Source organism: Tepidisphaeraceae bacterium (assembly GCA_035998445.1).
Taxonomy (GTDB): Bacteria; Planctomycetota; Phycisphaerae; order Tepidisphaerales; family Tepidisphaeraceae; genus DASYHQ01.
Map to the genome: position 1 here is coordinate 173,222 of DASYHQ010000032.1, position 23,383 is coordinate 196,604.

The following is a 23,383-nucleotide window of genomic DNA, read 5'->3' on the forward strand; positions in this document are numbered from 1 at the left end:
AATGCCCAAGCAGACGCCGCCGTCAACGGACTGGAATGTGGAACAAATGCGAGGCAGCAGCACCGTTCGACTTGCCAGTCGGCGGTGAATTGGCTTGTTGCCGTGTTCGGGTGGATAATGTGCATCGGGCCCGCGTACTCCGGAATTCACTTGGTTGATCACGTTTTCCCTTTTCACGGCGACGACGATGAGCGCATCTCTTTTGCCTGAATTCGATTTAGCCCACTGGGCGCAAGCCGAGGTACGGCCCGTCGCGCCCGATGGATCGCGGCACACGACTCACTCGTACTTCAACGCCTGCCCCGAGAGCCCAGACGGCCGTCACGTGCTGTACTTCAGCTCCACCGACCCCGAGGGAGAATCGGGCGACATCTGCATCTTGGAACGGGCCACCGGCAAGGAAACGGCCCTCGCTTCGGGCGTGGCCACCGAGGATGCTCATCGCGTGGCCTGCCAGCAGTGGGTGAACGACGGCCGGACCGTCGTCTACCACGACCACCGCGACCGTCGCTGGTTCGTGATGGCCGTCGACATCGAGACGCAAGCCACGAAGGTTTTGGCCGAGGATCGGCAGATCGGGTTTGGCTCGCCGACGCAGCCGCTCGTGCCCGTGTACGGCTGTCACTGGAACCCCGGCCCCAACCGCGACCTTGAGTTGATCGACGTGCGCACCGGCCAACGCCGCGCCGCGGTGACATCGGCCGCCGTCATCGCCGAGTACCGGGAGTGGACCAACGAGACCTTCGGCACCGACGATCTCTCGATCTTCTTCCCCATCCTCAGTCCCGACGGCAATCGCGTCTTCTTCAAGATGGCCCGCCCCAGTGGCGGTGACGACTTCCGCTCGCCTAAGGCCAGCGAGCGGCAGGGAAACCTGGTGTACGACCTCCGGTCGCGGCGCTTCGTTCGCATGTTCACGCAGTGGGGTCACCCGTCATGGCACCCAGACTCGAATCAGATCTTCGAAAAGGGCAACGTCCTGTTCAACCTGGAGACGACCGGGAACCGCCAGCACTGCGGGGAATCGATTACTGATCATCCTTCGGTCGGGCCTGACGGCCGGTTGTTCGTCACCGACGGAAACTACTCGCGTCGACCCACGGGGCGGCCTGGTGAGCAGGCGATCGTCGTAGGCTCGCTCGAGCGCGACGAGTTCGTCGTCGTGACCCGGTTCCTCAACAACGGCGGGGCACGTTCTTGGCGCCGCAACCATCCTCACCCCGTCTTCACCGCCGACGGCCAACGGATCTACTACAACGTCAGTGACGGCGATTGGACTCGCTTAATGGTGGCCTCGCCGAGCCAGAAGAAGTGATCCGAATGCCTTGGGTAAAGTTCGCATCGGGTGCGCGCCGCATCGTGGCTCGCACGACCTAAAGGTCCTCGTTCGTCCCGTTCTTCGAAACGCCCCCGGAGATGAAGCGCGCCGCGATTCGTGGCCGCGCGCGTGCGGGATCGCGGGCGGGCTTGTGGCGCACGCGTCGCTGGCCGTACGGACACATCTTCAGCAGCAGGCACTCGTCGCACTTGGGGTTCCTCGGCCGGCAGCGCTCCTTGGCGTGGCGGAACAGCAGCACGTGCGTGGCGTAGTGGTCGCCTTGCTTGATCAACGGCGACAGCTTTTGCTCGGTCTCGCGGTCGCGCGCGTTCGGGCGGATTAGCCGCAGGCGCTTCACGACGCGCAACACCCCGTTGTCGACCGGCAAGATCGGTTTGCTGAACCCGAAGAGCAGCGTGAACGCGGCCGTCTTCGGGCCGATGCCGTGGAACTGCGTAAGCCAAGCATAGGCAGTTGGCACGTCGAGTTCGCTAAGGAATGAGATGTCGAGCTTGCGTTGCTCGTCCTTGATCCGCCGCAGCATTTCCTGCAGTCGGCGGGTCCGCATGCGGGCTAAACCGCAGATTGCGATCGAACGTTGAACGGCCTCGACCGGGCCGTTCATCACCTTCGTCCACGACGGAAAATCACGGCGAAGGCGCTTGTAGCCGCGCGTGGCGTTGGCCATGTTCGTGTTCTGCGCAAGCATCGCCTCAATCAGCACGTCGAGCCCGCTGCCACGAAAGTGGGAAGGTCGCGGACCGTACATCTTGATCAGGTTGCGCAGCATCTGACGCAGAGCTGCGCGGTTCTCAACAGCGGTGGGCATCAAGGGAAGTTTAGGCGCGCCGATCGATCACGGTTGCGCATCGAATCAATGGTTGCAGCTGGACCGCTACCTGTCATGCATTGGCCGGGGGATGAAGATGTGGAGTTCGGCTGACACCAACTGACCTCTCTCACGCCACGGCGCGCAAGCGGTCCAGCACGCCGAGCGTCGGCTTCACATATTCCTGCCCGAACAGCCGCACGTGGTTCAACAGTTGATATAGCTGATAGACATGCTTCCGCACCGCGTGATAGTCAGGCGGGAATCGGCGTTCGCATTGGTACGCCTTGAACATCGCGGGCGTGGCCGTGCGGAAGAGTTCGAGATAGGCCAGCTCCGCCTCGGCATGGGCATACTTAGCGGCGGGGTCGATCAACGCGACCAACTGCCACCCTGATTCGCCGGGGCGAACCATGATATTGCCGCCCCACAGGTCCCAGTGGACCAGGGTGGGCGGGTCGTCGTGCGACAGCAGCGTCTTCAGGCGATCGTGAATCCGGCAGATCTGCTTGCGGCTCTTCACCGGCAGTAACTTCGACTTTTGCACGTCCGCCCAGATGTCGTCGTACAAATCCTGGAAGAATTCGGCCCAGCAATCGTAACCACGCTCACCGTTGGGCGAGACACGCTTGAACTGCGAGCCCTGCGTGCGATGCAGTTCGCAGAGCAGCCGCGCCAGTTCGGCCTGCAGGCCGTCCCATTCCTGGCTCGTGCACTTGCTGCGCGCCGCCGAGAGCGGCATGCCGTCGATGAACTCCATCAACAGGTAGCTAAACGGGTGATCGAGCGATCCGACCGACGTCGCGAGGACCTTCGGCACCGGCATCTGCGCCGCGGCCAGTTGTTCGAGTTGATACGCTTCGTGGACAAACGCGTGCGTGACGCGGTGGGGCGATACCTTCAGCACGGTCTGGAACCCGTCCGTCATCGTCAACCGCAGCGTGCAGTTGATGCAACCACCCTTCAGCGGCGTCACCTCCGCGAGGTCGGCCGCGGTCCCGAAGGACTGCCGCACGACCTCGCGGAGGTTCGCCCACGAGATGTCACCATCCGATGAAGTCATGCCATACCGCGGTGAATTGTCGTTGATTGGCGCAGGGCGGACAACCCAAAACCTCGCCGATCTGCCGCCTTTTTTGCGAGCGAGCCGTTCCGTGCGTAGACTCCATGGTGGCGAGGCAACGGCCAGCAAAGGACGACGTAAACGATGTCGAAGAAAATCGGGATTATCCTTGTCGATCACGGATCGCGCATGCGCGAGAGCAACGCGATGCTCGAACGTGTAGCGGAGTTGTTCGCGGCGCGCTTTGGCGACCGGTATGACCTCGTTGAGCCAGCCCACATGGAGCTGGCCGAGCCGTCTATCGCAACCGCCTACGAGCGCTGCGTACATCGTGGGGCCGCTCACCTGATCGTCTGCCCGTTCTTCCTGGGCCCGGGCAAGCATTGGTCGCAGGACATCCCGGATCTAGCCCGAGCGGCAGCGACCAAGTTCCCCAATACGACGCACCGCGTGGCACACCCGCTCGGCATCGACGACCTCATCCTCGACCTGCTCGCCAAGCGTGCCGACGCCGCGGTTGAAGCGCCACCGGCCACCGAGCCCGCCGGCGAGGTGCGCTCGCTGTGACGAAGCCGCTCACCATCGTTGTCGGCGGGTACATCGTCGGCTTTCCGCTGGGCGGGATGACGTGGCACCACCTCAACTACCTGCTCGGCCTCCACGCGCTGGGCCACGAGGTCTGGTTCCTCGAAGACAGTGGCGAATACGCCGTGCCGTACAACCCATCGACCTGGCGCTGCGATCCTGACCCAACCTACGGTATCGACTACCTCAAGGCCACGTTCGCGCAGTACGGCTTGCCCCTGCGGTGGTGCTACTACTCGCAGTTCTGGGACACTTATTACGGCCTGCAGAAGGACGAGCTGAACGACCTCCTGCAACGCGCCGACCTGCTGCTATGCGTCAGCGGTGTCACACCGATGCGGGTAGATCGCCCGCGGCCACGACGTACCGCGGTTATCGATACCGATCCGGTCTTCACGCAACTGCGCATGGGCCACGACGCGGGGCTGATGGACTACTACCGCGCGTTCGATGCGCACGCTACGTTCGGCACCGAGATCGGGCAGCCGCACTGTGAACTGCCGACCCACGGGTTCAATTGGATTCCTACCCGCCAACCGATCGCGCTACCCCATTGGCCGGTGGTGCCGACGCCGTCGCGGCGGTTCTCGACGATCGGCAAGTGGGAACACAGTGCCGAACGGCACGTCGAGTTCAACGGCCGGCGGTTCCTGAGCAGCAAGGGGCCGGAATGGATGAAGATGCTCGACCTGCCGTCGCGCACGACTTGGGACATGACGCTCGGCATGCAATCGATGCCCGCCGACGTGTTGCGGCAGTTCGAGTCGCATGGCTGGCGTTGGACCGACGCCGAGGCCGCCACGCTGAGCTGCCAGTCGTTCGGTGACTTCATCCGCGACAGCGCCGGCGAGTTTACCGTGGCGAAGGAAATCTACACCGGCCTGCCGAGCGGCTGGTTCAGTGACCGTTCCAGCGCCTACCTCGCGAGTGGCCGACCGGTGGTGACGCAGGCGAGCGGGTTCGATCGCTGGCTGCCGACAGGGGACGGGTTGTTCTCGTTCCGATCTCTCCACGAGGCCGCGGCTGCGTTGAACACGATCGCCGCAGACTACGATCACCACAGCCGAGCGGCCAGGCGGGTCGCCGAGCAGAATCTGGATGCATCGGTGGTGTTACCGGCTCTGATCGAGCGCGTGATGTAGCGTGTCGTACGACGGTCCATTGGCACACGGAGCGCGTGTCGCAGATGGGGTGACCGACTTCCTTAGATGCACGCCGCGCGCCTTCGCGCTATAATCCCCGGCCGGAGGAACGATGGCATCGCGATTGATCGACAAGCAGGTGATCTTCGACGGCCGCAAGGTGCGGCTGGAGATCCATCATCTGGAGGACGACGAGGGGCGTCGCCACAACGTCGAGGTGGTTGCCCACCCGGGCGCGGTCGTGATCCTGCCGATCGTGGACAATCAAACGATCCTGCTGATTCGCAACCGCCGGTACGCCACCGGGCAAATTCTGCTGGAGCTGCCCGCCGGCACCCTGGAGAAAGGCGAGGATCCGATCAACTGCGCCGGCCGGGAGTTGCAGGAGGAAACGGGCTATCTGGCGGGGCGGTTGCAGATCGTCGGCAGCTTCTTCAGCTCGCCGGGCATCCTGAGCGAGAAGATGTACGCCTTCGCTGCCTACGATCTGCAGAAGACCCGCCAGGCGCTGGAGCATGGCGAGGAGATCGAGGTCCAGAAAACGCCGCTTGACGAAGCGATCGAGTGGACCCGCACTGGGCAGATCGCCGACGCCAAGACGATCGCGACCATCCTGCTGTACGACCGATTCTTCCGCGCCAAGTTATGATCCGGAAGCGGTCGAAGCAACCTGACTGACTTGGATCGATTACGACGGGCAAACCGAAAGACGTTCATGGGCTGGCAAGACAGAACCTACAACACCGGCGGTGGTGACACGATCGGTCCGCGGCTGTCCGACTACAAGCCGCGGGGGCTCGCGCTGGTAATGATCCTGACCGTGCTGGGGATCTTCATTCTGCAGATCTTCGGCATCGGCCCGTTCCTGCGTGAGTGGGGCTCGCTGAGATTCGACGGAGGAAGGGGGTGGTGGCAACCCTGGCGGTTCATCACCTATCAGTACATCCACGGCGACGGCAGCCACATCTTCTGGAACATGCTGTCGATGTACTTCATCCTGCCGTTGATGGAGCGCACCTATGGCTGGCGGCGTACGCTCGGCTTTTACACGTTGGGTGGCGTGGCGGCGGGGCTAACCTATGCAGTGATGAGCTACGTGTGGGGCCACTCGATCCTCATCGGCGCCAGTGGAAGCATATTAGCAGTTCTGGGCGCAGTGGCGGCGCTGATGCCGGGCATCATGTTCTTTGGCATCATTCCCGTGCGCATCCTTGCGCTGCTGTACGCTGTACTGTACGTGCTGACGATCCTGCACGACCGCAACATGTCGAACGTGGCGCACCTGGGCGGGCTGGCGTTTGGCTTCATCGTTCCCTTGATCGGCCAGCGATTCGACTGGAACCTGACAGAGCGATTCACCGACTACCGCCGAGAACGCAGCCGCCGGATGGAGCAGGACGAACAGCAGGCGATCGACCGCATCCTGCAGAAGGTGCACGAGCACGGCATGAACAGCCTCAGCCGTAGCGACCGCAATACGCTGAAGCGCGCCACCGAACGCCAGCGCGTCTCCGATGCCCGACGGCGCGTGCGATAGTGTCCGCGTGCGCCATTGCGGACAGGCTTGCGCCATCCTGTTACAATCGTCGGCCCCTGCGAGGAACACCCATGATGTACCGCTCTGTCGCCGTCTCTATCACCGTTGCCATGCTTGGCGCATCCTGTGGCGAAAAGGCCCCTGCGACCGCCACGCCCCCGAAGCAGTCGATGCTCGCCGCGCCCGCGGCACAGCCGACCAAGGGGAAGGTCGTCAGCAACGTCACCGCCACGCCCGTCGCCCCGGCCGACGCGCGGTTGACGCTGTATTGCCTGGCCATTCCGGGCATCGATCACGTCGCGCAATCGAAGATGCTGAAGGGCCAGCTCATCGAGCGCACCGGTTGGAACGACTTCTACATCATCCACGGCGAGACCGAGAGCATCCTCTACTACGGTTACTACAAGGACTTCATCGGCAGCGCCAACCCGAAAGAGAAGCAGCGGGCCGAGGCCGACCGGGCGAAGATCGTGTCGTTTCGCGACTCCAGGTCCGACCGCCCGTTCCGCGGGGCGGCGTTCGTCGACCTGAGCACGCCCGACCCCGAGGGGCCACCGGAATGGAACCTGGCAAACACGCCCGCGGACCGCATGTGGACGCTGCAGATCGCCGTCTACAAGGACAGCCCGCTTCGCAAGCAGTACGCGGTCGATGCGGTGCGCGAGGCGCGTAAGCAGGGGATCGAAGCCTACTATCATCACGGCCAGAGCGTTAGTTCGGTGTGCATTGGCGCCTACCCGCGTCAGGCGCTGCGCGAACAGGAGACCGCGACGGCCGAAACGCAAAATTCCGACCAACCGATCGTCGTCCTGCCCGCTCCGCTGCCCGCTGGCGCGGGGGGCGACTTCTACGTCAACGAAGGCGGGCGCAGGGTGAAGGCCCAGGTGATGGCACCACGCGTCGAACCCGTCGATCCGGCCCTGCTCGCGGCCATGAAGGCGTTCCCGCATTACTCGGTGAACGGGGAACAGACGATGACCCGCGCCAGGCACAAGCGCACGGGGCGTGAAGTGCAGGTGTTCGACCCGTCGGTGATCGTGGAGATCGACCGGCCGCGCTCGGCCCTTGCCGACCGTCCGCAGCCAGCGGCGCCGCAACTCATCAATCCCAGCGGTACAAGCCGGCAGCGTGGTGTGAACCATCTGCGGGGCCTGGAGGATTGAAAATCGATGAAGTTGCTCGTCGCCACGAAGAACGCGGGAAAGGTGAGGGAGTTCGCAGACCTCCTGCGCTCCACCGGCTTTGATTGCGTCGCCCTTTCTTCGCTGGACGCCGAGATTCCCACGCCTGAGGAGACCGGCGAAACCTTTCGCGCCAATGCCTGCTTGAAGGCAACCTATTATGCCAGAGCGGCGCAATCCTGGGCTCTGGCTGATGATAGTGGGCTGGAAGTGGACGCGCTCGATGGCAAGCCCGGCGTGGTCAGCAGCCGCTGGGCTGAATTGCACGACGCCGGCTCGGGCGACGCCGCCAATAACGTTTTGCTGCTCCAGCAGATGATCGACGTTCCCGAAGAACGCCGGACCGCCCGGTTCGTTTGCGTGCTGGCTCTGGCCGACCCGGCGGGGCGGATCGTGCTGACGGCGCGGGACACAATCGAGGGCCGGTTGCTTTCGGGGGGGCGCGGTGGCAACGGCTTCGGGTATGATCCGCTCTTCCTCGTCCAGGCGCTGGGCCGGACGACCGCGGAACTGACGGCGGCTGAGAAGCACGAGATCAGCCACCGTGGCAAAGCCCTTCGGCGATTGCGCTCGCTGATGCAGGAGTTCCTGCCGATGACGCCCTCGACGCAACAGCAGGCGATGGCCTCGACCCCTCAACCGACGGAACTATGAGCCGAATCCTCGTTTCAGTCAGCAGCCCCTACGCCGCCGAGCGCGTGGTGGAGACCGTCTCCGACCTCGCCAGCCGCATGGGTAGCGAGGTTCTAGTCGTCCACGTCTCGCGTCCCAGCGGTGGCCAGATGCGCGAGCAGGAACAAGCCGACGGCGAGGCCGCCATCTCCCTGCTTCGCGAACGCATGCAATCGATGGGCGTCGAGGTCCAATCCCTCCTGCTCTTCAGCGACGACATTGCCCGCGCCATCCTCAACACCGCCACCGAACATCACGTGTCGCTGATCGTGCTGGGACTGACCGGTAAGAACGTCTTCGCGCGCCTGCTGGCGGGGAACGTGCCGGTGGAACTGATTAAGAACACGAAGATTCCGGTGCTGATGATTCCGCCGGATTGGTCGGGGACGGTGTAAGGGGCTTGGTTAGATAAACGGAAGGCGGCGAGAAAGTTTTGTAGGTCGCACTTTCAGCACTGTCTGGCGGATCAGATCGAGAGACGCGAACGAGCGCAACACTGAAAGTGTCATCCCTCATTCGCCTTAAGGCTAGCGGACGAAACCCTGTCGCCTCGTGCGCACTTGTCATCCCGACGGGAGCTTTGGCGACCTGAGGGATCTCAAATTGCGGACGGTCTCGGCCTTTGGAGATCCCTCAGGTCGCCAAGGGATGACAGGCCACTGGTCTACGGATCGACTACAGTACGGGCTACAAGCGCGAAGAATCACCCGACCACCGACTCCACTTGCGGCTCCCTTAGCATCTCCTACTTCGGCGCCTTGAAATTCTCCGGCTGTGGCAGGTCCTTCAGCGTATTCAGCCCGAATAACTCCAAGAATCGCTTCGTCGTTCCATACAGAATCGGCCGCCCCGGCTCCTCTGCCCGGCCGGCGATCTTGACCAGGTGCTTTTCCATCAGCGAGCGGATCGTCTCACCACACGCCACGCCGCGGACGGCTTCGATGTCGGCGCGCAGGATCGGTTGCTTGTAAGCGATGATCGCCAGCGACTCGAGCGCCGCCTTGGTCAGCTTCGCATCGACTTCTTTCTGGTACAGCTTCTTCAGGTGCTCGCCGAACTCCGGTAGCGTGAGGATCTGATAGCCACCGGCGACCTGTTCGATGCGGAACGCCCGGCCAGTCTCGGTGTACTGTTTGTTCAGCGCCTTGACGCCTGCCCGCACCGGCTTGGTCGAGCTCAGCCCCATCAGGTCCGCCAGTCGGCCTGCGGTCAACGGTGATAACGTGCCCAGCAAAAGAGCCTCAATCAACGGTGTGTTGATCGGCTCGGCAGTCGCTTCCGGCGAAGCATCCGCGTCCTGTAGATCGGCCTCCACCGCGCCGTCCCGCTGTTCGGCCGTGCCTTCCTCCGCAGTCGGCTCCTCGGGTGTGGTTTCGGCAGCGGGGGCCTCTTTGCCGATGGCCTGTTCGACGGGCGTCTGCGGTTCATCGATTGACGGTTCGGTGGTTTCCATGCGCGCTGAAAAGTGGGGTACGAATGATGAACGAAATCCGGCCCTGCGACGCCGGACAAACGGGAACGGTCGAGAAGCAGCAGGGATGCCCGGGGAGAATTGTATCGGTTGTGGTGCGAGCCGCAATGATGGGCAAGGAGACGCCGAGCGGCTCGGTGCATCTCTACCCGCGAACCGCCCGCAGTTTCGCCAAAGCGGTTTGTTCGATCTGGCGCACGCGTTGGGCGGAGATGCCCATGGTCACCGCGATCTCGTCCGGCGCGACGGGGAGGCCCCGTTCGTTGAGACCGAAGCGCGACATCAGAACCTGCGTCTCCCGGCCGCTCAGCCGCTGCAGCAGTTGCGCAACCTCATCGCGATGTGCGAGGCGGTCGTTACTGGACGCCATGCGGGAATCCGGCAGCGATTGAAGCAGCCCATGTGCCAGGTCGACCGACGGCCCGGCGGCCTGCATCCGTGGCACGCTGCGGGCAAAGCCCTTCATGAGCGCCAGCGTCGCGTACGTGCAGAACTTGTTGCCGCGGTGCACGTCGAAGCTCTCAGCGGCGCGGATGAGCGACAGGTTACCATCGCTCACCAGTTCCATCATCGAAACGCCCGGCCGAACGTGCTTGCGGGCCACGCTGACGACGAGCCGCAGGTTGGCCTGCACGATCGCGTTCTTCGTCTCGGTCGCCTTGGCCAGTTGCGATTCCAGCGTCCTCAACTCGCGCGATCGCGCCATCTGCGGCTCAAGTTTTCGCCGGGCCTGTACGAAACGATACTTGTGATAATTGAACTTCAGGAACAGCGCCCGTTCCTGCTGCGGCGACAGCAACGGCGTGCGGTACAACGCCTGCAGGTAGGGGGGCAGATCACGCGGCACGCGACTATCGAGCGGCGACGACGGCGCAGCGGTCATCCCGCCATCCGCACCGGTGATCGCCCGAATGATCTCGTCGCTGTCCGACTGGTGATAGAGCGGATCGTCGATAAAGCGGACCTTGCGGGCCGACACCTTGTCGATCCGCCGATCCATCAGCGCGCGATACACGACCCATCGGGGCCGACCGATTCGCCTCGCGATCGCTTTCAACGAACGCCCACGCCGTGCGCCGCGCGAAATTCGCGCCCGCTCCGCATCGCTCAGTGGCGCGGCCGCCAGTGGCAGAACGGCATCGGCGGGATGTTCCGCATCCCACTTCCGCAGCGTGTGCAAAATCGTCAATGGCGACCGACTCATGCGCCGCCCGAGCCGCCGGGCGATCTCGTCTTCCCAGCACCGCGACCGCACCGCCAATCGCCGTGCCTGGCGGACGATCCGCTCACGCTCGACCATGGAGACGAGCGACACGTTCGCGCTCGTCATCACCTGCTGGCGCTGGGCGTTGATGAACCGCTCGACGCTGCTCAGCAGGAATCCCACGCGTCGTTTGCCATCGGCGAACGTAAACCGCCTGGCCGGCAGCCCCCGGCGGCGCCACCGTTGGATAGTCTTACTGGCAACGTTGAACTGTTCGGTGACATCGTCGATTGATAGCACGGGCTCAGGTTGGCTGGCGACGTCCAGTTCGAGCGTGTCGCTGACGCGTTCGATCAGCAGCCCTAGATCGTGCTGCAAGGCCGCCCCGGCCAGCATGTCTTCCGACACGCTCTTGGGGCGGTAGCCGGTGATGCGATACATCACAAAGTCGGACGGATAGGCTTTGCAGGATTCGACGGTGTGTAGCAGTGACTCCGCGTTGCCGAGCTGCGCCTGTCGGACATCAATGGGGGTAAAACCCATCTGCCGACTTAGGGCCGCCAAGGTGTCAATCCGGAAGTTTACCACTGTTAATGATTATCCAACCCTTTCCGGCCCCGGTCAACGCTAAACCACCCACAGCGGCAATCCATCGACCGGCCGAGCCCGCTATGGGCTATCGGCCGATTGACAACTATCGCTGCAGCGCCTGTAATCCGCTGACCCTGCAGGAGTGGCGGAATTGGCAGACGCGCGGGATTTAGGTTCCCGTACCGCAAGGTGTAGGGGTTCGACCCCCCTCTCCTGCATTCAGAAAGACGGATTTTCGGGGGATTTCGGGCGGACGAATGCCTATTCGTCTAACTTTTCGTCCACTTCTTCAAGGGGCGGGCGGCCACCGGATCCTTACTGCTCGCCATTGGATGGGATAGTGCCAGACCGCGGCAACCGGCCAGGGTGAGGTGGCACGGTTTGTAAGATCGGCGGCTGCTCGAGGAACAAGGCTTCGCGCGCGATGGAGCTGGCATCGGGGGTGATGCAGAACCGGAAGGCGTGCTCGCCGCGGTCCTGGACCGGCATCCGGTCACTGGATGCGTTGGCAGGCACGGCGTCGCAAGCGTATGGGGTGGAGCGGGCGATCGTGGCGCGGGTGACGCCGTCGCTGCTGTCGAAGTTGTAGAGCGAGTCGGAGGCAAAACCGACGTCGCCTTGCTGGCCATGAATGACGACCCAGCGACCGCCGGGCACTTCACCCAGCGGCCCGCGCGTGATCTGTCCACCGGGCACGTCGAACGTCGCACGGTCGCCGGCGGGCAGGATCAGCTTCAACCGCGGCCCGCGCTCGTTCCAGAAGAGTCGGGCTGATGCCTGCACCACGTTGCTCCCATGACACAGCGCCAGCGTCAGATCGATCTCAGACCGCGCACCGGCCAAGTGGACGGCCAACGCGGCGCGGTACGGGCCGCTCTCGATGACCCTGCTCGATTTTACGGTCCATTGTTCCACTTCGTCACTCTGGTGCGTGCCTCGTTCCGTCATGTCACCCCACGATCCCTGGCCGTCGGTGAACAGCGCGAACGTCAGGCCAGGATCTGCCAATAGCGTGCGACCGTTATGCCAAATCTGAACGCCGGCCGCGCCGGGCGTGGCGGTGACGGTGAGCGTGTCGTTGGCGATTGTGCCTTCGCCCGTCGTGCGCGCAGCGCCTTCACCGCCAATGGGCGCGGCGCCCTCGACCCATGCCAGGTCATAGATTGTCCAACCTCGCGGCGGAAGCTCCGCGAACGTGAGGACGCGCTGCCGCCACGGGATGTTCCGCATGAACGCGTTCTCCACCGCGACCCGCTGGAACGCAACGGCCCTGCCTGACCCGTCCATCAGCTGCAATGGCAGAAGGTCGGCACGATCCTGATAGGCGAAGACGGGACGGTAATCCACCGCGGCCTCGAGCTCGACGTACCCGGCGAACGCCTCGTCGTGCGGGTTGAAGAGCAACAGCGGGACCGCCGCCGGCATGTCGCCGACCGCCGCTTCAACGTTGCGCGTGTCGACCTGCGTTTGCAGATCGTTGATGGCCGCGAACTCCGCCGCCGCCGCGTCGTACTGCACGCCCCCAACCCACTGACGCTGCTCGTCCATCGCCCGTTCGATCGACGTCCCCGGCAGGATGTCGTGAAAGCTATTGAAGAGCAAACCGTCCCATGCCCGTGCGAGCTGCGCGTGCGCGGCGCCAGCATCGGACGTAGGGTCCGTGACGACATCGGCGACAGCGTCGCTCACCTTCTGCGCCCGCAGCACGGCGGCCTCGGCGCGGCGGTAGGCGAACTTGAAGGTGGCTGCGCTGCTGTAGCATCCCCGCAGGGTAAATCCCAGTTCGCCGGCGACCACCGGCACGAAGTCGTCCGGCTTCGATTGGAGCTCGGCGCGTAGCGCGTCGAACAGTTGGTGCAGGCCCGAGAACCGAACGGTGACGCCCGGATGCGCGTCGCGCCACGCGAGCAAATCGAGGATCTGACGGCGCGTCGGCCCGCCGCCGTGGTTGCCGAGGCCCATGAAGCAGGCGACGTTCTGCAGCCCTTGATCCATCGCCTCCTTCAGGCAGTGGTCAAGCCGTGCAGGCACCTCGGCGCGTTCGCACCCGTACCATCCCTGCCGCGGCCGGTACGCCATCACGCGGTCGCCGCCCACCCCTTGCCAGTGGAAGACGGACCGTTCGATTGGCAACTGCGCCACCGCCGGGCGCGTGCAGGCGAACGCGGTGATGCCGTGGCGCCGCAGGATATCGGGCAACCCGCCCGAATGTCCGAAGCTGTCGGCGGCCCACGCCACCGTGACGTCCCTGCCGAACCGGTCGCGGAAGTATCGCGTGCCGGCCTCGAAATGCCGGTCGATGACGGCGGTGCAGGGCAGGTTGGTGTCCATCTGGACGACGGTCCCCCCGACGACGTCCCACCGGCCATCCTCGATGCGCCGGCGAATCTGCCGGAACGCGTGCGGGTCGAGGCGTTCCACGTGCTGGTAGATCGCCGCCTCGCCGCGGACGAACGTCAGTTCCGGAAACTCGTCCATCAGGTTCAGGACGGTGCGGATGGTGGTCAGCGCCTCGTTCAAGCCTTCGCGCCAGTCCCACAGCCAGACCGGATCGAGATGCGCGTTCGGGATGACATGGATCACGGTCTTCATGGATTTGCGTTCCTCTCGTTTCTCGCTTGGCTTCTCGTTTTAACGTGCTGTCGCCGACGGTCAGCAATGATTACAGGTCGCGCCGCCCGTGACTAGCTCCGGAGACATATATGGTTCGACGCCAGTGCAGGTGGCAAGTTGCACGTGAACATCCTTGACGATGGTGAACGATTAGTTAACATTTGTTCATGTTCGTTCACGACCGGCATCGAGAGATCGTTGACCGGCTGGCTCGTCGGCCGCGGTGGACGGTGACGCAGCTGCAGCGGGAGATGCGGGTCAGCCGCTCGACGCTGCGGCGCGACCTGTTGGAGTTGGAGGAGCGCGGCGACGTGGTCCGCGTGCACGGAGGGGTCGTTCACCGCGACTTCCTTCAGGGCGAGCCGACGTTCGACCGCCGCGGCAAGCAGGGCGTCGCGGCAAAGCGCGCGATTGGCGCGGCGGCCGCGGCGATCGTTGCGGACAATGCCTCGGTCTATCTCGACGCGGGGACGACCAGCTTGGAGGTCGGGCGTCGCCTGCTGCTGCGGCCGGACGTGAAGCTCTTCACTCATTCGCTGCGCCTCGCCGCCGACGCCGCGTCGTCCGATGCGCCGGCGAGCGTCGTGCTCGTCGGCGGCGAGGTGCGCAAGGTCAGTCAGGCAGTGGTGGGCGCGCTAACGCTGGACTGGCTTAAGCAACTTCGCTTCGACGTCGCGTTCGTCGCGGCCTCGGGGGTGACGGCTGAAGGGGTGAGCACGACGGAGCTGAGCGAGGCGGGCGTGAAGCAGGCGATCGCCGACCGCGCTGCCAAGGTTGTGCTCGTGGCCGACGCCGCGAAGTGGGATGCGCCCGCCGCCGTGCGGTTCGCCGCGTGGCGGCGCTTCGACACGTGGGTGGTCGACGCCGCCGTCCCGCGGGCGGCGCGTGCCGCCGCCGAGGCGGCCGGGGTAAAAGTGATCGTCGCAAAGGAAGGGTAAACCGGTCCCAATCATGCCAATCGCAAGCTTCAAGCAGTTTCGGATGAACCGCCTGTTCAACGCCAAGAGCAAACGCTGCTTCGACGTCGCCGTCGATCACGGGTTCTTCAATGAAAGCAGCTTCCTCGCCGGCATTGAGGACCTGCCCGCCGCCGTGCGCACGCTCGTCGAGGCGGCGCCGGACGCGATCCAGCTGACGGCCGGCCAGGCGCCGTTGCTGCAGTCGCTGCCGGGGCGGCACAAGCCCTCGCTCGTGCTGCGCACGGACGTCGCCAACGTCTACGGAAAGGATCTGCCCCGCCACCTGTTCAGCCGGATGATCGAGGACCCGGTCGGTCAGGCGCTGCGGCTGGACGCGACGTGCGTCGTAGTAAACTTGTTCCGCATCCCCGAGCAGCCGGAGGTGGCCGACCAGTGCGTGCAGAACATCCTGCGCATCAAGCCCGAGTGCGACCGCTGGGGCATGCCGCTGATGATCGAGCCGCTCGTCTTCCAGTCGAACGCGCAGGCCGGCGGCTACATGGTGGACGGCGACCCGGCCAAGATCGTGCCGCTGGTGCGCCAGGCGGTCGAACTGGGCGCCGACATCATCAAGGCCGACCCGACCGACGATGTGAAGGATTACCCCGAGGTCATCCGCACCGCGGGGAGCATTCCGGTGCTGGTGCGCGGCGGCGGGAAGGTGGCTGATGCGGAGATCCTCAAGCGCACCGCCGCGCTGATGGAGGCTGGGGCTGCGGGCATCGTCTACGGTCGCAACGTGATCCAGCACGCCAGCCCCGGCGGCATCACGCGGGCGCTGATGGCGGTCGTGCACGATGGGGCTTCACCCGAGCAGGCGATGGGGATGATCAAGTAACTCCGGTGGAAGTCCATCTCGACGAAGGCAACAAGGTGACCTATGGCACGTAAACAGATCCGGTTCGGCATCATCGGCGGGGGGCTGATGGGCCGCGAGTTCGCAAGCGCGGCGGCGCGCTGGTGCCACCTGTTGGACCAAGACGTTCAACCGATCATTGTGGCCGTCTGCGACCCCAATCCCGCGGCGATCGCGTGGTTCACCGATCACGTGCCGAGCGTACGGCTGACGACCGGTGACTACGAGGAACTGCTGGCCGACCCGGACGTCGACGCGGTCTATGCTGCCGTGCCGCACAACCTGCACGCGAGCGTCTACGCCGATGTCGTTCGCGCCGGCAAGCACCTGCTGGGCGAGAAGCCGTTCGGCATTGATTGGTCCGCCAACGGCACGATCCTGGCCGCGATCAAGGAACGACCTGAGGTGCTCGTCCGCTGCTCGAGCGAGATCCCGTTCTACCCCGGCGCCTATGCGATCGCCGAGATGGTGAGGCAGGGTCGGTTCGGGCGCATCATCGAGGTCGAGGCGGGGTTTTGGCACTCGTCGGACCTGAACCCGCTCAAGCCGGTCAACTGGAAGCGCCGCGTAGCGACGAACGGCGCCTACGGCTGCATGGGCGACCTGGGCATGCACGTGCTGCACCTGCCGCTGCGATTCGGCTGGCGGCCGCGCACGGTGCGGGCGCTGCTGAGCAAGGTCGTCGAGACGCGGCCGGACGGGAAGGGCGGCAGCGCGCTGTGCGAGACGTGGGACAACGCCACGCTCGCCTGTGACGTAGATGCGCCCGGCGGGCAGTACAGGTTCCCGATGCTGCTGTCGACCAAGCGAATCGCGCCGGGCCACAACAACACGTGGTTCATCCGCATCACCGGCACCGAACTGTCGGCCGAGTTCAGCACGAAGGACCCGAAGCGCCTGGCGACGCTGCCCTACGTGCCCGGCGGCGAGCAGGCTTGGCACGTGGTGGACGTGCCGTACGCGTCGGCCTACCCGACGATCACCGGCAACATCTTCGAGTTCGGCTTCAGCGACTCGATCGTGCAGATGTGGGCCGCGTTCTGCGACGAGGTCGCGCACGGGCGCACGGGCATGCGCCAACCGCTGTACTGCGCGACGCCCGAGGAGGCGGCCGGCAGCCACGCGGTCTTCACGGCGGCGCTAGAGTCGCACGAGCGGTCGACGGCCGTCGCGCCGCGGTGGGAGTGAGACCGACCATGATCGCAGACGCAAGCGACAACCCGCCCACCGACCCACGGCTGCCGCAGGTGATCGTGGCGGGGCACATCTGCCTCGACCTGATCCCGCAGCTGACCGGTCCGGCGCGCGTCGAGCCGGGCCGCCTGGTGAAGATCGGCCCCGCCGCCGTCAGCACCGGTGGGGCGGTGGCGAACACCGGCATCGCGCTGCACCGCCTGGGCGTGCCGGTGCGGCTGATGGGCAAGGTCGGCGACGATTTGTTCGGACGTGCGATCCTCGACGTGCTGCGTGGGCAAGACCCGCGTCTGGCCGACGCGATGCGCGTCGCGACTGGCGAGGCGAGCAGTTACTCGATCGTCATCAGCCCGCCGAACGTCGACCGCAGCTTCATGCACTGCAGCGGCGCCAACGACACGTTCACCGCTGACGACGTGAACTACGATCTGCTGAGCGGCGCGCGGCTGTTCCACTTCGGCTACCCGCCGATCATGCGACAGATGTACGCCGACGGCGGCCGCGAACTGCGCAGCATGTTCGGGCGCGTGCGCGAGGCGGGCTTGGCAACCAGCCTCGACCTGTGCCAGCCCGACCCGGCCAGCGAGGCGGGGCGCCTCGATTGGGTTCAGCTGCTGTCGGGCACATTGCCGTTCGTGGACGTGTTCCTGCCGAGCATCGATGAGCTGCTGTACATGCTCGACCGCCCGACCCACGACAGACTGGCCGGCGGCGAAACGCTTAATGCCGTGATGAATCGCGCCCGCCTCGCGGTCATCGCCGACCAATGTCTTGCGATGGGCGCGGCGGTCGTGGCGATGAAGCTGGGCGAGCACGGGCTATACGTGCGCACGAGCACCGACCCGGCGCGGGTCGCGGCGTTCTGCAGCCGTCTTGGTTTGGACCGCATGGAGTGGTCGGGCAAGGAGGCGCTCAGCCCCTGCTTCCGCGTCGAACGGGTGGTGGGGACGACGGGGTCGGGCGACTGCACGATTGCTGGCTTCGTGGCAGCGCTGCTGCGCGGCGACGGGCCCGCCCAGGCCGCCGATGCTGCCACTGCGGTCGGCGCCTGTAGCGTCGAGGCGGCCGATGCAACCAGCGGCGTGCCGTCGTGGCCCGTGGTGGCCGAGCGCGTGCGGCGCGGCTGGCAACGGTGGCCTGTTACGCTCGACGTCGGATCAGCAGTTCAGACGGCTTAGCCCGTCTTAGCAGGAGTGAATCCATGAACATGGGCATCTCGCGAACCCCCGATCCCTCGTCGCCTCAGGCACGCCGCCAGCGCGCTGCGGACATGCTTCGCAACGCCGGTATCGTGCTGACGGATGACGAGGCGGCATCGATCGAACTGGCGGACTTCGGGCTGAGCGACTTTGATCGCCAGGGCCTGTCGCTGGTCGTCTACGCCAATACCGACAGATACTGCGGCAAGGAACTGGTCTTGTTCCCGCACCAGACGTGCCCAGAGCACCGCCACCCGCCCGTGCCGCTGCCCGACGGGCGGACGGATCCGGGCAAGATGGAGACCTTCCGCTGCCGCTGGGGCCAAGTGTTCGTATACGTCGAAGGCACGCCGACGCCCAACCCGAAAGCACCTGCGCCGGCGGGCAGCGCCGAGCACTACACGGTGTGGCACGAGGTCGCGCTGCGGCCCGGGCAGCAGTACACGATCCCGCCGGACACGCTGCACTGGTTCCAAGCTGGCCCGGCCGGAGCGATCGTCACCGAGTTCTCGAGCACGAGCCGCGACGAGCTGGACGTCTTCTCCGATCCGAACATCCGCCGCGTGGGTTAAGCGCAGCCCGAGGAGCCGTCATGTCCGATCGCCCTCAACGTCCATCGCCATCGCCATCGCCACCGCCGCCGCCGCCCCTGCGGGTCGTGCAGGGCCAGCCGTCGTGGCGGGTCGCGTCGTCGACGGTCGAGGCCTTCGTCACGCGCACGGGCGGGCAGCTCGGGCCTGTGACGTTCGACCGAAGCGGACGACGCATCCGGCCACTGTCGGTGGCGCCATGGGCGACCGAGCCGCACCCGCGCGGGCTGCCGCCGATGCTGGCGACGCTGCGCGGCGACTTCTTCTGCATGCCGTTCGGTGGCAACGAGCACCCGCACCGCGGCGAGCAGCACCCGCCGCACGGTGAGACGGCCAACGTGGCGTGGTCGTTTCGATCGCTGACCAAGCAACAGGGACGCACCGAGCTACAGCTGACCCTACGCACGCGCGTGCGACCGGCGACCGTGACGAAGGTCGTACGCTTGATCGACGGGCACGACGCGGTCTACACGCGACACGTGATCGAAGGCGCGTCCGTACCCATGAACCTCGGTCACCAAGCGATGCTGCGCTTCCCGGCGGGCGATGCGACGGGCGCGATCGCGACCAGCCCGTTCGTCCACGGCCAGGTCTACCCCGGTCCGCTCGAGAACCCCGCGACGGGTGGCTACCAGTCGCTGCGGCCGGGGGCGACGTTCACGTCGCTCGCCGAGGTGCCGGCGCTGGACGGCAGCACGGCCGATCTGTCGCGCTACCCCGCACGCCGGGGGTTTGAAGATCTGGCGACCGTCGTACATGACGATGCGCTGCGGTTCGCCTGGACGGCCGTCACGTTCGCGGCCGAGGGGTACGTCTGGCTGACGCTGAAGGACCCGCGCGTGCTGCGGCAGACGATCTTCTGGATCAGCAACGGTGGCCGGCACTACGCGCCGTGGTCGGGCCGACACGTGGACGTGATGGGCATCGAGGACGTCACCAGCTACTTCCATGAAGGGCTGGCGGCATCGGCGTCGCCCAACCCGTTCAGCCGCGCCGGTTGGCCGACGACGCTGCGTTTGTCGCCCCGCTGGCCGACGGTGGTAAACTCGATCATGGCCGTCGCTCCCGTGCCACGCGGGTGCGCGCCGGTAACAGCGGTTGAGGCCGACGATGGCGACGGTGGCATCATCCTGCGTGCTGGACGCCGCACGGTCGCCAAGGCTCAAGTTAACCTAAACTTCCTCAGCGACTCTTCGGCTCCGCAGTGACCAATCGCGCCGCGCCTTAACGATAAGACATCGCATGACGACCTACGCCGATCCCGCCCGTCCGACGCCACCGACGCCACCATCCAGTGGCCGCGCGAGCACTTCGTTGCCGGTGCTGCCAAGCGGCCCCAGCGACAGCACCGACCCGCACCTGGAGGCGATCGCCACCGATCTGCGCCGGCTGGTGCGCGGCCAGGTGCGCTTCGGCCGGCACGATCGAGCACTGTATGCGACCGACGCCTCGCCGTACCAGGTGGAACCGATCGGCGTGGTGATCCCCGCGGACATCGACGACGTCGCCACCGCCGTGCGGTACTGTGCCGAGCATCGCATCGCGCTGCTGCCGCGCGGCGGTGGGACAAGCCTCGCCGGCCAGTGCACGAACCGGGCGGTCGTGCTCGACCTGTCGTCGCTGTGCCGGCGGCTGCTCGACGTCGACGCCGCCAACTGCTTATGCCACGCCGAGCCTGGCATCGCGATCGACGAGCTGAACCGACAACTCGAGGCCCGCGCACCGGGCCTGCTGTACGCGCCCGACCCCGCCACGGTGGCGCAGGCAACCGTGGGCGGCACGATCGGCAACAACGCCGCCGGTGGGCGGTCGATTCGCTACGGCCGCACCAGCGAGAACCTTGCTGGCGTCGAGGTGCTGCTGAGCACTGGCGAACGATGCTGGCTCGAACCTGGGGCCGGCCGACGCAGCGCGGTGGCGCAGCGCTTGGCGCAAGGCGTCGCCGACGTCTGCGTGCGCCACGCCCAACTGATCCGCGAGCGCTTCCCGAAGACGATCCGTCGCAACGCGGGCTACGGCTTGGACATGGTTCTGCAACAGCTCGACCGCGGCGTGGCGGTGGACGACCTCGACCTGTCGGGCCTGATCTGCGGTAGCGAGGGCACGCTGGCGATCATCGTCGGCGCCAAGCTGAAGCTGCACCCGGCGCCACGCGCGACCGCCCTGGCGATCGCGTCGTTCCCGTCGCTGGACGCGGCGATGGACGCGGTGAACCCGATCCTGGCCACTGGGCCCAGCGCCGTCGAACTGCTCGACGACGTTGTGCTGCGGGCCGCCAAGGGTAACGAGGTCTGCCGGCCGTACGTCGACCTGTTGCCACGCACCACGGGTGGTGCCGAGCCGGCGGCCGTGTTGTACGTCGAGTACCAGGGCGCCGACGCCGCCGACGTGGAGGCAGGACTGGCGCGGTTGACCACGACGCTGCCGGGCGTGGCAATCGCCGCGTACCGCGACAAGCCGGCGATGCTGAAGGCGTGGGTGTTGCGCAAGAGCGGCGAGGCCCTGCTGCACGGGCTGCCGGGCCGCCGAAAGCCCCAGACGTTCGTCGAGGACAACGCCGTGCCGGTGGAGCGCTTGCCCGAATTCGTGCGGCGATTCCGTGAGATCGTCGCCCGCCATGGCACGCAGGCGTCGTACTGGGCGCACGCCAGCGTGGGCGTGTTGCACGTGCGGCCGATGCTCGATCTGCACGATCCCGCAGACCTGGCACGCATGCGCGCGATCGCCGTGGAGGTGGCCGACCTGGCCCGCGACTGCGGCGGCGTGATGAGTGGCGAGCATGGCGACGGCCGGGTGCGTGGGCCGCTGCTCGAGCGGTTCTTCGGGGCGGAACTCGTCGCGGCGTTCGGCGAGGTGAAGCGCCTGTTCGATCCGGTCAACATTCTGAACCCGGGCATCCTCGTCGACCCGGGCCCGGTCGAGACGATTACCGATCACCTGCGGACCGCAGAGCGCGCTGCGACCGCGCGGGCACCGGTGGACACGTACTTCGACTACGGCGATCAGGACGACTTCGACCACGCGGTCGAGCAGTGCAACGGCGCCGGCTTCTGCCGAAAGACCGCCGGCGGGACGATGTGCCCCAGCTATCGCGCCACGTTTGACGAGCGCCACAGCACGCGCGGCCGCGGCAACGCGCTGCGCGAGGCGATCCGCGGGCGTCTAAGTGCCGCCGGCCGGCCTGCGTGGGACGACCCGGACACGCACGAGACGCTGGACCTGTGCCTCAGCTGCAAGGCGTGCAAGAGCGAGTGCCCGAGCAACGTCGACGTGGCGCGGCTGAAGGCCGAGTACCTCGCCCAGAGTTGGCGCGCCCGCGGCAAGCCGCCGCTGCGCGCCTGGGTCTTCGGCCACGTTCGGCGGTTGAACCGGTTGGGATCCGTCACGCCCGCCGTCGCCAACTTCGTCTCGAACCTGCCGCCGGTGCGCGGCATCATGAACGGCGTGCTGAAGCTCGCGCCACAGCGCACGCTGCCGGCGTTTGGGCCAAGCCTGTACCGGTGGTTCGGCAAGCGTCGGCAACGCGACGGCGGCGGGGCAGTGGCGGCAGGTGGGCGGCAGCGGCGGCCAACGGTGGTGCTGTACGGCGACTGCTTCACGGTCTACAACGACCCGCACATCGGCCGGGCGGCGGTGCAGGTGCTGGAAGCGCTGGGGTACGCGGTCGAACTGCCTCCGGTGGCGTGTTGTGGTCGCGCGATGATCTCGACCGGCCTGCTGCCCGACGCGATCGCCTCGTCCGACCGCGCGATGGCGACATTGCTCCCGTACGCCAACCGCGATGACGTGGCGGCGATCGTCGTCGGTGAGCCGTCGTGCTTATCCGCGATGACGGATGACTGGCTGCAACTGAAGCTGTCGACGCCGCTGGCGGACCGCAAGCGGGTCGCCGCGAAGGCGATGTTGATCGAGGACTTTGTCGACCGCTTCTGGGCGTCGCACCCCAACGAGCCCGCGATACCGGTCGATGCGCCGGCGATCGTGCTGCACGGGCACTGTCACCAGAAGGCCCTATGGGGCGACGGCACCAGCGCCAGCCTGCTGCGGCGATTGACCGGCGGACGCGTGACAGTGTTGGACTCCGGCTGCTGCGGCATGGCCGGCAGCTTCGGGTACGGCGCCGACAAGTACGACGTGTCGATGGCAATCGGCGAACTGTCGGTCTTCCCACCGCTGCGGAAGGCGGATCCGGATACGGTGATTTGCGCACCTGGCACCAGCTGCCGTCATCAAATTAAGGACGGCACCGGTCGACACGCCTTGCACCCGATCGAGCTGGCCGCTCGTTTGCTTCTGCTTCCACCGGCCGCCGACCCCGTCGCGACCGCGGCGAAAAATGGGGCCCCGCGAGTCTGATTCGCGGGGCCTCAACGGATCCT

Annotated in this window: 20 protein-coding genes and 1 tRNA gene; 16 read left to right on the forward strand and 5 right to left on the reverse strand. The window is 65.9% G+C overall.

Annotated features, from left to right (window positions below; genetic code table 11):
- The first annotated feature begins 187 nt into the window (after positions 1 to 187).
- The gene (locus VGN72_13095; GenBank protein HEV7300297.1) at positions 188 to 1,315 is read left to right on the forward strand and encodes a hypothetical protein; all 1,128 of its coding nucleotides are present in this window, start codon (positions 188 to 190) and stop codon (positions 1,313 to 1,315) included.
- Between the two features lie 58 nt (positions 1,316 to 1,373).
- On the opposite strand, the gene VGN72_13100 is transcribed toward VGN72_13095, so the two are convergent.
- Both VGN72_13100 and VGN72_13105 read right to left on the reverse strand, forming a co-directional pair.
- Positions 1,374 to 2,147, reverse strand: coding sequence for a hypothetical protein (locus VGN72_13100; protein HEV7300298.1), 774 nt, complete (start codon positions 2,145 to 2,147; stop codon positions 1,374 to 1,376).
- A gap of 130 nt (positions 2,148 to 2,277) precedes the next feature.
- Positions 2,278 to 3,210, reverse strand: a complete 933-nt coding sequence (locus VGN72_13105; protein HEV7300299.1) for a fructosamine kinase family protein — start codon at positions 3,208 to 3,210, stop codon at positions 2,278 to 2,280.
- Positions 3,211 to 3,354: 144 nt separating this feature from the next.
- Here VGN72_13105 and VGN72_13110 point away from each other — a divergent pair, with 144 nt between their 5' ends.
- The 7 genes from VGN72_13110 to VGN72_13140 all read left to right on the forward strand — a co-directional run bounded on the left by VGN72_13110 (position 3,355) and on the right by VGN72_13140 (position 8,722).
- Positions 3,355 to 3,777 carry a CbiX/SirB N-terminal domain-containing protein gene (locus tag VGN72_13110; GenBank protein ID HEV7300300.1) on the forward strand — a complete coding sequence of 141 codons (423 nt, stop codon included), beginning with the start codon at positions 3,355 to 3,357 and terminating at the stop codon, positions 3,775 to 3,777.
- Positions 3,774 to 4,937 carry a hypothetical protein gene (locus VGN72_13115; protein ID HEV7300301.1) on the forward strand — a complete coding sequence of 388 codons (1,164 nt, stop codon included), beginning with the start codon at positions 3,774 to 3,776 and terminating at the stop codon, positions 4,935 to 4,937. The genes VGN72_13110 and VGN72_13115 overlap by 4 nt, the downstream gene beginning before the upstream one ends.
- A 112-nt stretch (positions 4,938 to 5,049) precedes the next feature.
- Positions 5,050 to 5,586 (forward strand): NUDIX hydrolase, encoded by a 537-nt coding sequence (locus VGN72_13120; protein ID HEV7300302.1) that lies wholly within the window; start codon positions 5,050 to 5,052, stop codon positions 5,584 to 5,586.
- Between the two features lie 66 nt (positions 5,587 to 5,652).
- Positions 5,653 to 6,474 (forward strand): rhomboid family intramembrane serine protease, encoded by an 822-nt coding sequence (locus VGN72_13125; protein HEV7300303.1) that lies wholly within the window; start codon positions 5,653 to 5,655, stop codon positions 6,472 to 6,474.
- 71 nt (positions 6,475 to 6,545) lie between these two features.
- The gene (locus VGN72_13130; GenBank protein ID HEV7300304.1) at positions 6,546 to 7,637 is read left to right on the forward strand and encodes a hypothetical protein; all 1,092 of its coding nucleotides are present in this window, start codon (positions 6,546 to 6,548) and stop codon (positions 7,635 to 7,637) included.
- Positions 7,638 to 7,643: 6 nt separating this feature from the next.
- Positions 7,644 to 8,309, forward strand: coding sequence for an RdgB/HAM1 family non-canonical purine NTP pyrophosphatase (gene rdgB, locus VGN72_13135; GenBank protein HEV7300305.1), 666 nt, complete (start codon positions 7,644 to 7,646; stop codon positions 8,307 to 8,309).
- Entirely contained in the window at positions 8,306 to 8,722 is a 417-nt protein-coding gene (locus VGN72_13140; protein ID HEV7300306.1) for a universal stress protein, read from the forward strand. Before rdgB ends, VGN72_13140 begins: the two co-directional genes overlap by 4 nt.
- A 350-nt stretch (positions 8,723 to 9,072) precedes the next feature.
- On the opposite strand, the gene scpB is transcribed toward VGN72_13140, so the two are convergent.
- Positions 9,073 to 9,780, reverse strand: coding sequence for an SMC-Scp complex subunit ScpB (gene scpB, locus VGN72_13145; GenBank protein ID HEV7300307.1), 708 nt, complete (start codon positions 9,778 to 9,780; stop codon positions 9,073 to 9,075).
- Between the two features lie 163 nt (positions 9,781 to 9,943).
- Positions 9,944 to 11,566 carry a sigma-70 family RNA polymerase sigma factor gene (locus VGN72_13150; GenBank protein HEV7300308.1) on the reverse strand — a complete coding sequence of 541 codons (1,623 nt, stop codon included), beginning with the start codon at positions 11,564 to 11,566 and terminating at the stop codon, positions 9,944 to 9,946.
- Between the two features lie 163 nt (positions 11,567 to 11,729).
- Here VGN72_13150 and VGN72_13155 point away from each other — a divergent pair.
- Positions 11,730 to 11,811: transfer RNA gene (locus VGN72_13155), tRNA-Leu, on the forward strand.
- A 97-nt stretch (positions 11,812 to 11,908) separates the two neighbouring features.
- On the opposite strand, the gene VGN72_13160 is transcribed toward VGN72_13155, so the two are convergent.
- Positions 11,909 to 14,185 (reverse strand): glycoside hydrolase family 38 C-terminal domain-containing protein, encoded by a 2,277-nt coding sequence (locus VGN72_13160; protein ID HEV7300309.1) that lies wholly within the window; start codon positions 14,183 to 14,185, stop codon positions 11,909 to 11,911.
- Between the two features lie 188 nt (positions 14,186 to 14,373).
- On the opposite strand from VGN72_13160, the gene VGN72_13165 reads away from it, so the two are divergent.
- Genes VGN72_13165 through VGN72_13195 form a run of 7 tightly spaced genes read left to right on the forward strand, consistent with a single transcriptional unit; the run spans position 14,374 to position 23,360 of the window.
- On the forward strand, positions 14,374 to 15,144 hold the full coding sequence (locus VGN72_13165; protein HEV7300310.1) for a DeoR/GlpR family DNA-binding transcription regulator: 771 nt from the start codon (positions 14,374 to 14,376) through the stop codon (positions 15,142 to 15,144).
- Between the two features lie 13 nt (positions 15,145 to 15,157).
- Positions 15,158 to 16,003 (forward strand): hypothetical protein, encoded by an 846-nt coding sequence (locus VGN72_13170; protein ID HEV7300311.1) that lies wholly within the window; start codon positions 15,158 to 15,160, stop codon positions 16,001 to 16,003.
- Between the two features lie 42 nt (positions 16,004 to 16,045).
- Positions 16,046 to 17,209 carry a Gfo/Idh/MocA family oxidoreductase gene (locus VGN72_13175; protein ID HEV7300312.1) on the forward strand — a complete coding sequence of 388 codons (1,164 nt, stop codon included), beginning with the start codon at positions 16,046 to 16,048 and terminating at the stop codon, positions 17,207 to 17,209.
- Positions 17,210 to 17,217: 8 nt separating this feature from the next.
- The gene (locus VGN72_13180) at positions 17,218 to 18,393 is read left to right on the forward strand and encodes a carbohydrate kinase family protein (protein HEV7300313.1); all 1,176 of its coding nucleotides are present in this window, start codon (positions 17,218 to 17,220) and stop codon (positions 18,391 to 18,393) included.
- A gap of 23 nt (positions 18,394 to 18,416) precedes the next feature.
- Positions 18,417 to 18,986, forward strand: coding sequence for a hypothetical protein (locus VGN72_13185; GenBank protein HEV7300314.1), 570 nt, complete (start codon positions 18,417 to 18,419; stop codon positions 18,984 to 18,986).
- Between the two features lie 20 nt (positions 18,987 to 19,006).
- Positions 19,007 to 20,212, forward strand: a complete 1,206-nt coding sequence (locus VGN72_13190) for a hypothetical protein (protein HEV7300315.1) — start codon at positions 19,007 to 19,009, stop codon at positions 20,210 to 20,212.
- Between the two features lie 34 nt (positions 20,213 to 20,246).
- The gene (locus tag VGN72_13195; protein HEV7300316.1) at positions 20,247 to 23,360 is read left to right on the forward strand and encodes an FAD-linked oxidase C-terminal domain-containing protein; all 3,114 of its coding nucleotides are present in this window, start codon (positions 20,247 to 20,249) and stop codon (positions 23,358 to 23,360) included.
- Positions 23,361 to 23,383: the final 23 nt, after the last annotated feature.

What these genes read in the sequence shown, in the direction of transcription:
- VGN72_13095 (HEV7300297.1), top strand. Translation starts at nt 188, where the DNA reads ATGAGCGCATCTCTTTTGCCTGAATTCGATTTAGCCCACTGGGCGCAA.
- VGN72_13100 (HEV7300298.1), bottom strand. Translation starts at nt 2,147, where the DNA reads ATGCCCACCGCTGTTGAGAACCGCGCAGCTCTGCGTCAGATGCTGCGC.
- VGN72_13105 (HEV7300299.1), bottom strand. Translation starts at nt 3,210, where the DNA reads ATGACTTCATCGGATGGTGACATCTCGTGGGCGAACCTCCGCGAGGTC.
- VGN72_13110 (HEV7300300.1), top strand. Translation starts at nt 3,355, where the DNA reads ATGTCGAAGAAAATCGGGATTATCCTTGTCGATCACGGATCGCGCATG.
- VGN72_13120 (HEV7300302.1), top strand. Translation starts at nt 5,050, where the DNA reads ATGGCATCGCGATTGATCGACAAGCAGGTGATCTTCGACGGCCGCAAG.
- VGN72_13125 (HEV7300303.1), top strand. Translation starts at nt 5,653, where the DNA reads ATGGGCTGGCAAGACAGAACCTACAACACCGGCGGTGGTGACACGATC.
- VGN72_13130 (HEV7300304.1), top strand. Translation starts at nt 6,546, where the DNA reads ATGATGTACCGCTCTGTCGCCGTCTCTATCACCGTTGCCATGCTTGGC.
- rdgB (HEV7300305.1), top strand. Translation starts at nt 7,644, where the DNA reads ATGAAGTTGCTCGTCGCCACGAAGAACGCGGGAAAGGTGAGGGAGTTC.
- VGN72_13140 (HEV7300306.1), top strand. Translation starts at nt 8,306, where the DNA reads ATGAGCCGAATCCTCGTTTCAGTCAGCAGCCCCTACGCCGCCGAGCGC.
- scpB (HEV7300307.1), bottom strand. Translation starts at nt 9,780, where the DNA reads ATGGAAACCACCGAACCGTCAATCGATGAACCGCAGACGCCCGTCGAA.
- VGN72_13160 (HEV7300309.1), bottom strand. Translation starts at nt 14,185, where the DNA reads ATGAAGACCGTGATCCATGTCATCCCGAACGCGCATCTCGATCCGGTC.
- VGN72_13165 (HEV7300310.1), top strand. Translation starts at nt 14,374, where the DNA reads ATGTTCGTTCACGACCGGCATCGAGAGATCGTTGACCGGCTGGCTCGT.
- VGN72_13170 (HEV7300311.1), top strand. Translation starts at nt 15,158, where the DNA reads ATGCCAATCGCAAGCTTCAAGCAGTTTCGGATGAACCGCCTGTTCAAC.
- VGN72_13175 (HEV7300312.1), top strand. Translation starts at nt 16,046, where the DNA reads ATGGCACGTAAACAGATCCGGTTCGGCATCATCGGCGGGGGGCTGATG.
- VGN72_13180 (HEV7300313.1), top strand. Translation starts at nt 17,218, where the DNA reads ATGATCGCAGACGCAAGCGACAACCCGCCCACCGACCCACGGCTGCCG.
- VGN72_13185 (HEV7300314.1), top strand. Translation starts at nt 18,417, where the DNA reads ATGAACATGGGCATCTCGCGAACCCCCGATCCCTCGTCGCCTCAGGCA.
- VGN72_13190 (HEV7300315.1), top strand. Translation starts at nt 19,007, where the DNA reads ATGTCCGATCGCCCTCAACGTCCATCGCCATCGCCATCGCCACCGCCG.
- VGN72_13195 (HEV7300316.1), top strand. Translation starts at nt 20,247, where the DNA reads ATGACGACCTACGCCGATCCCGCCCGTCCGACGCCACCGACGCCACCA.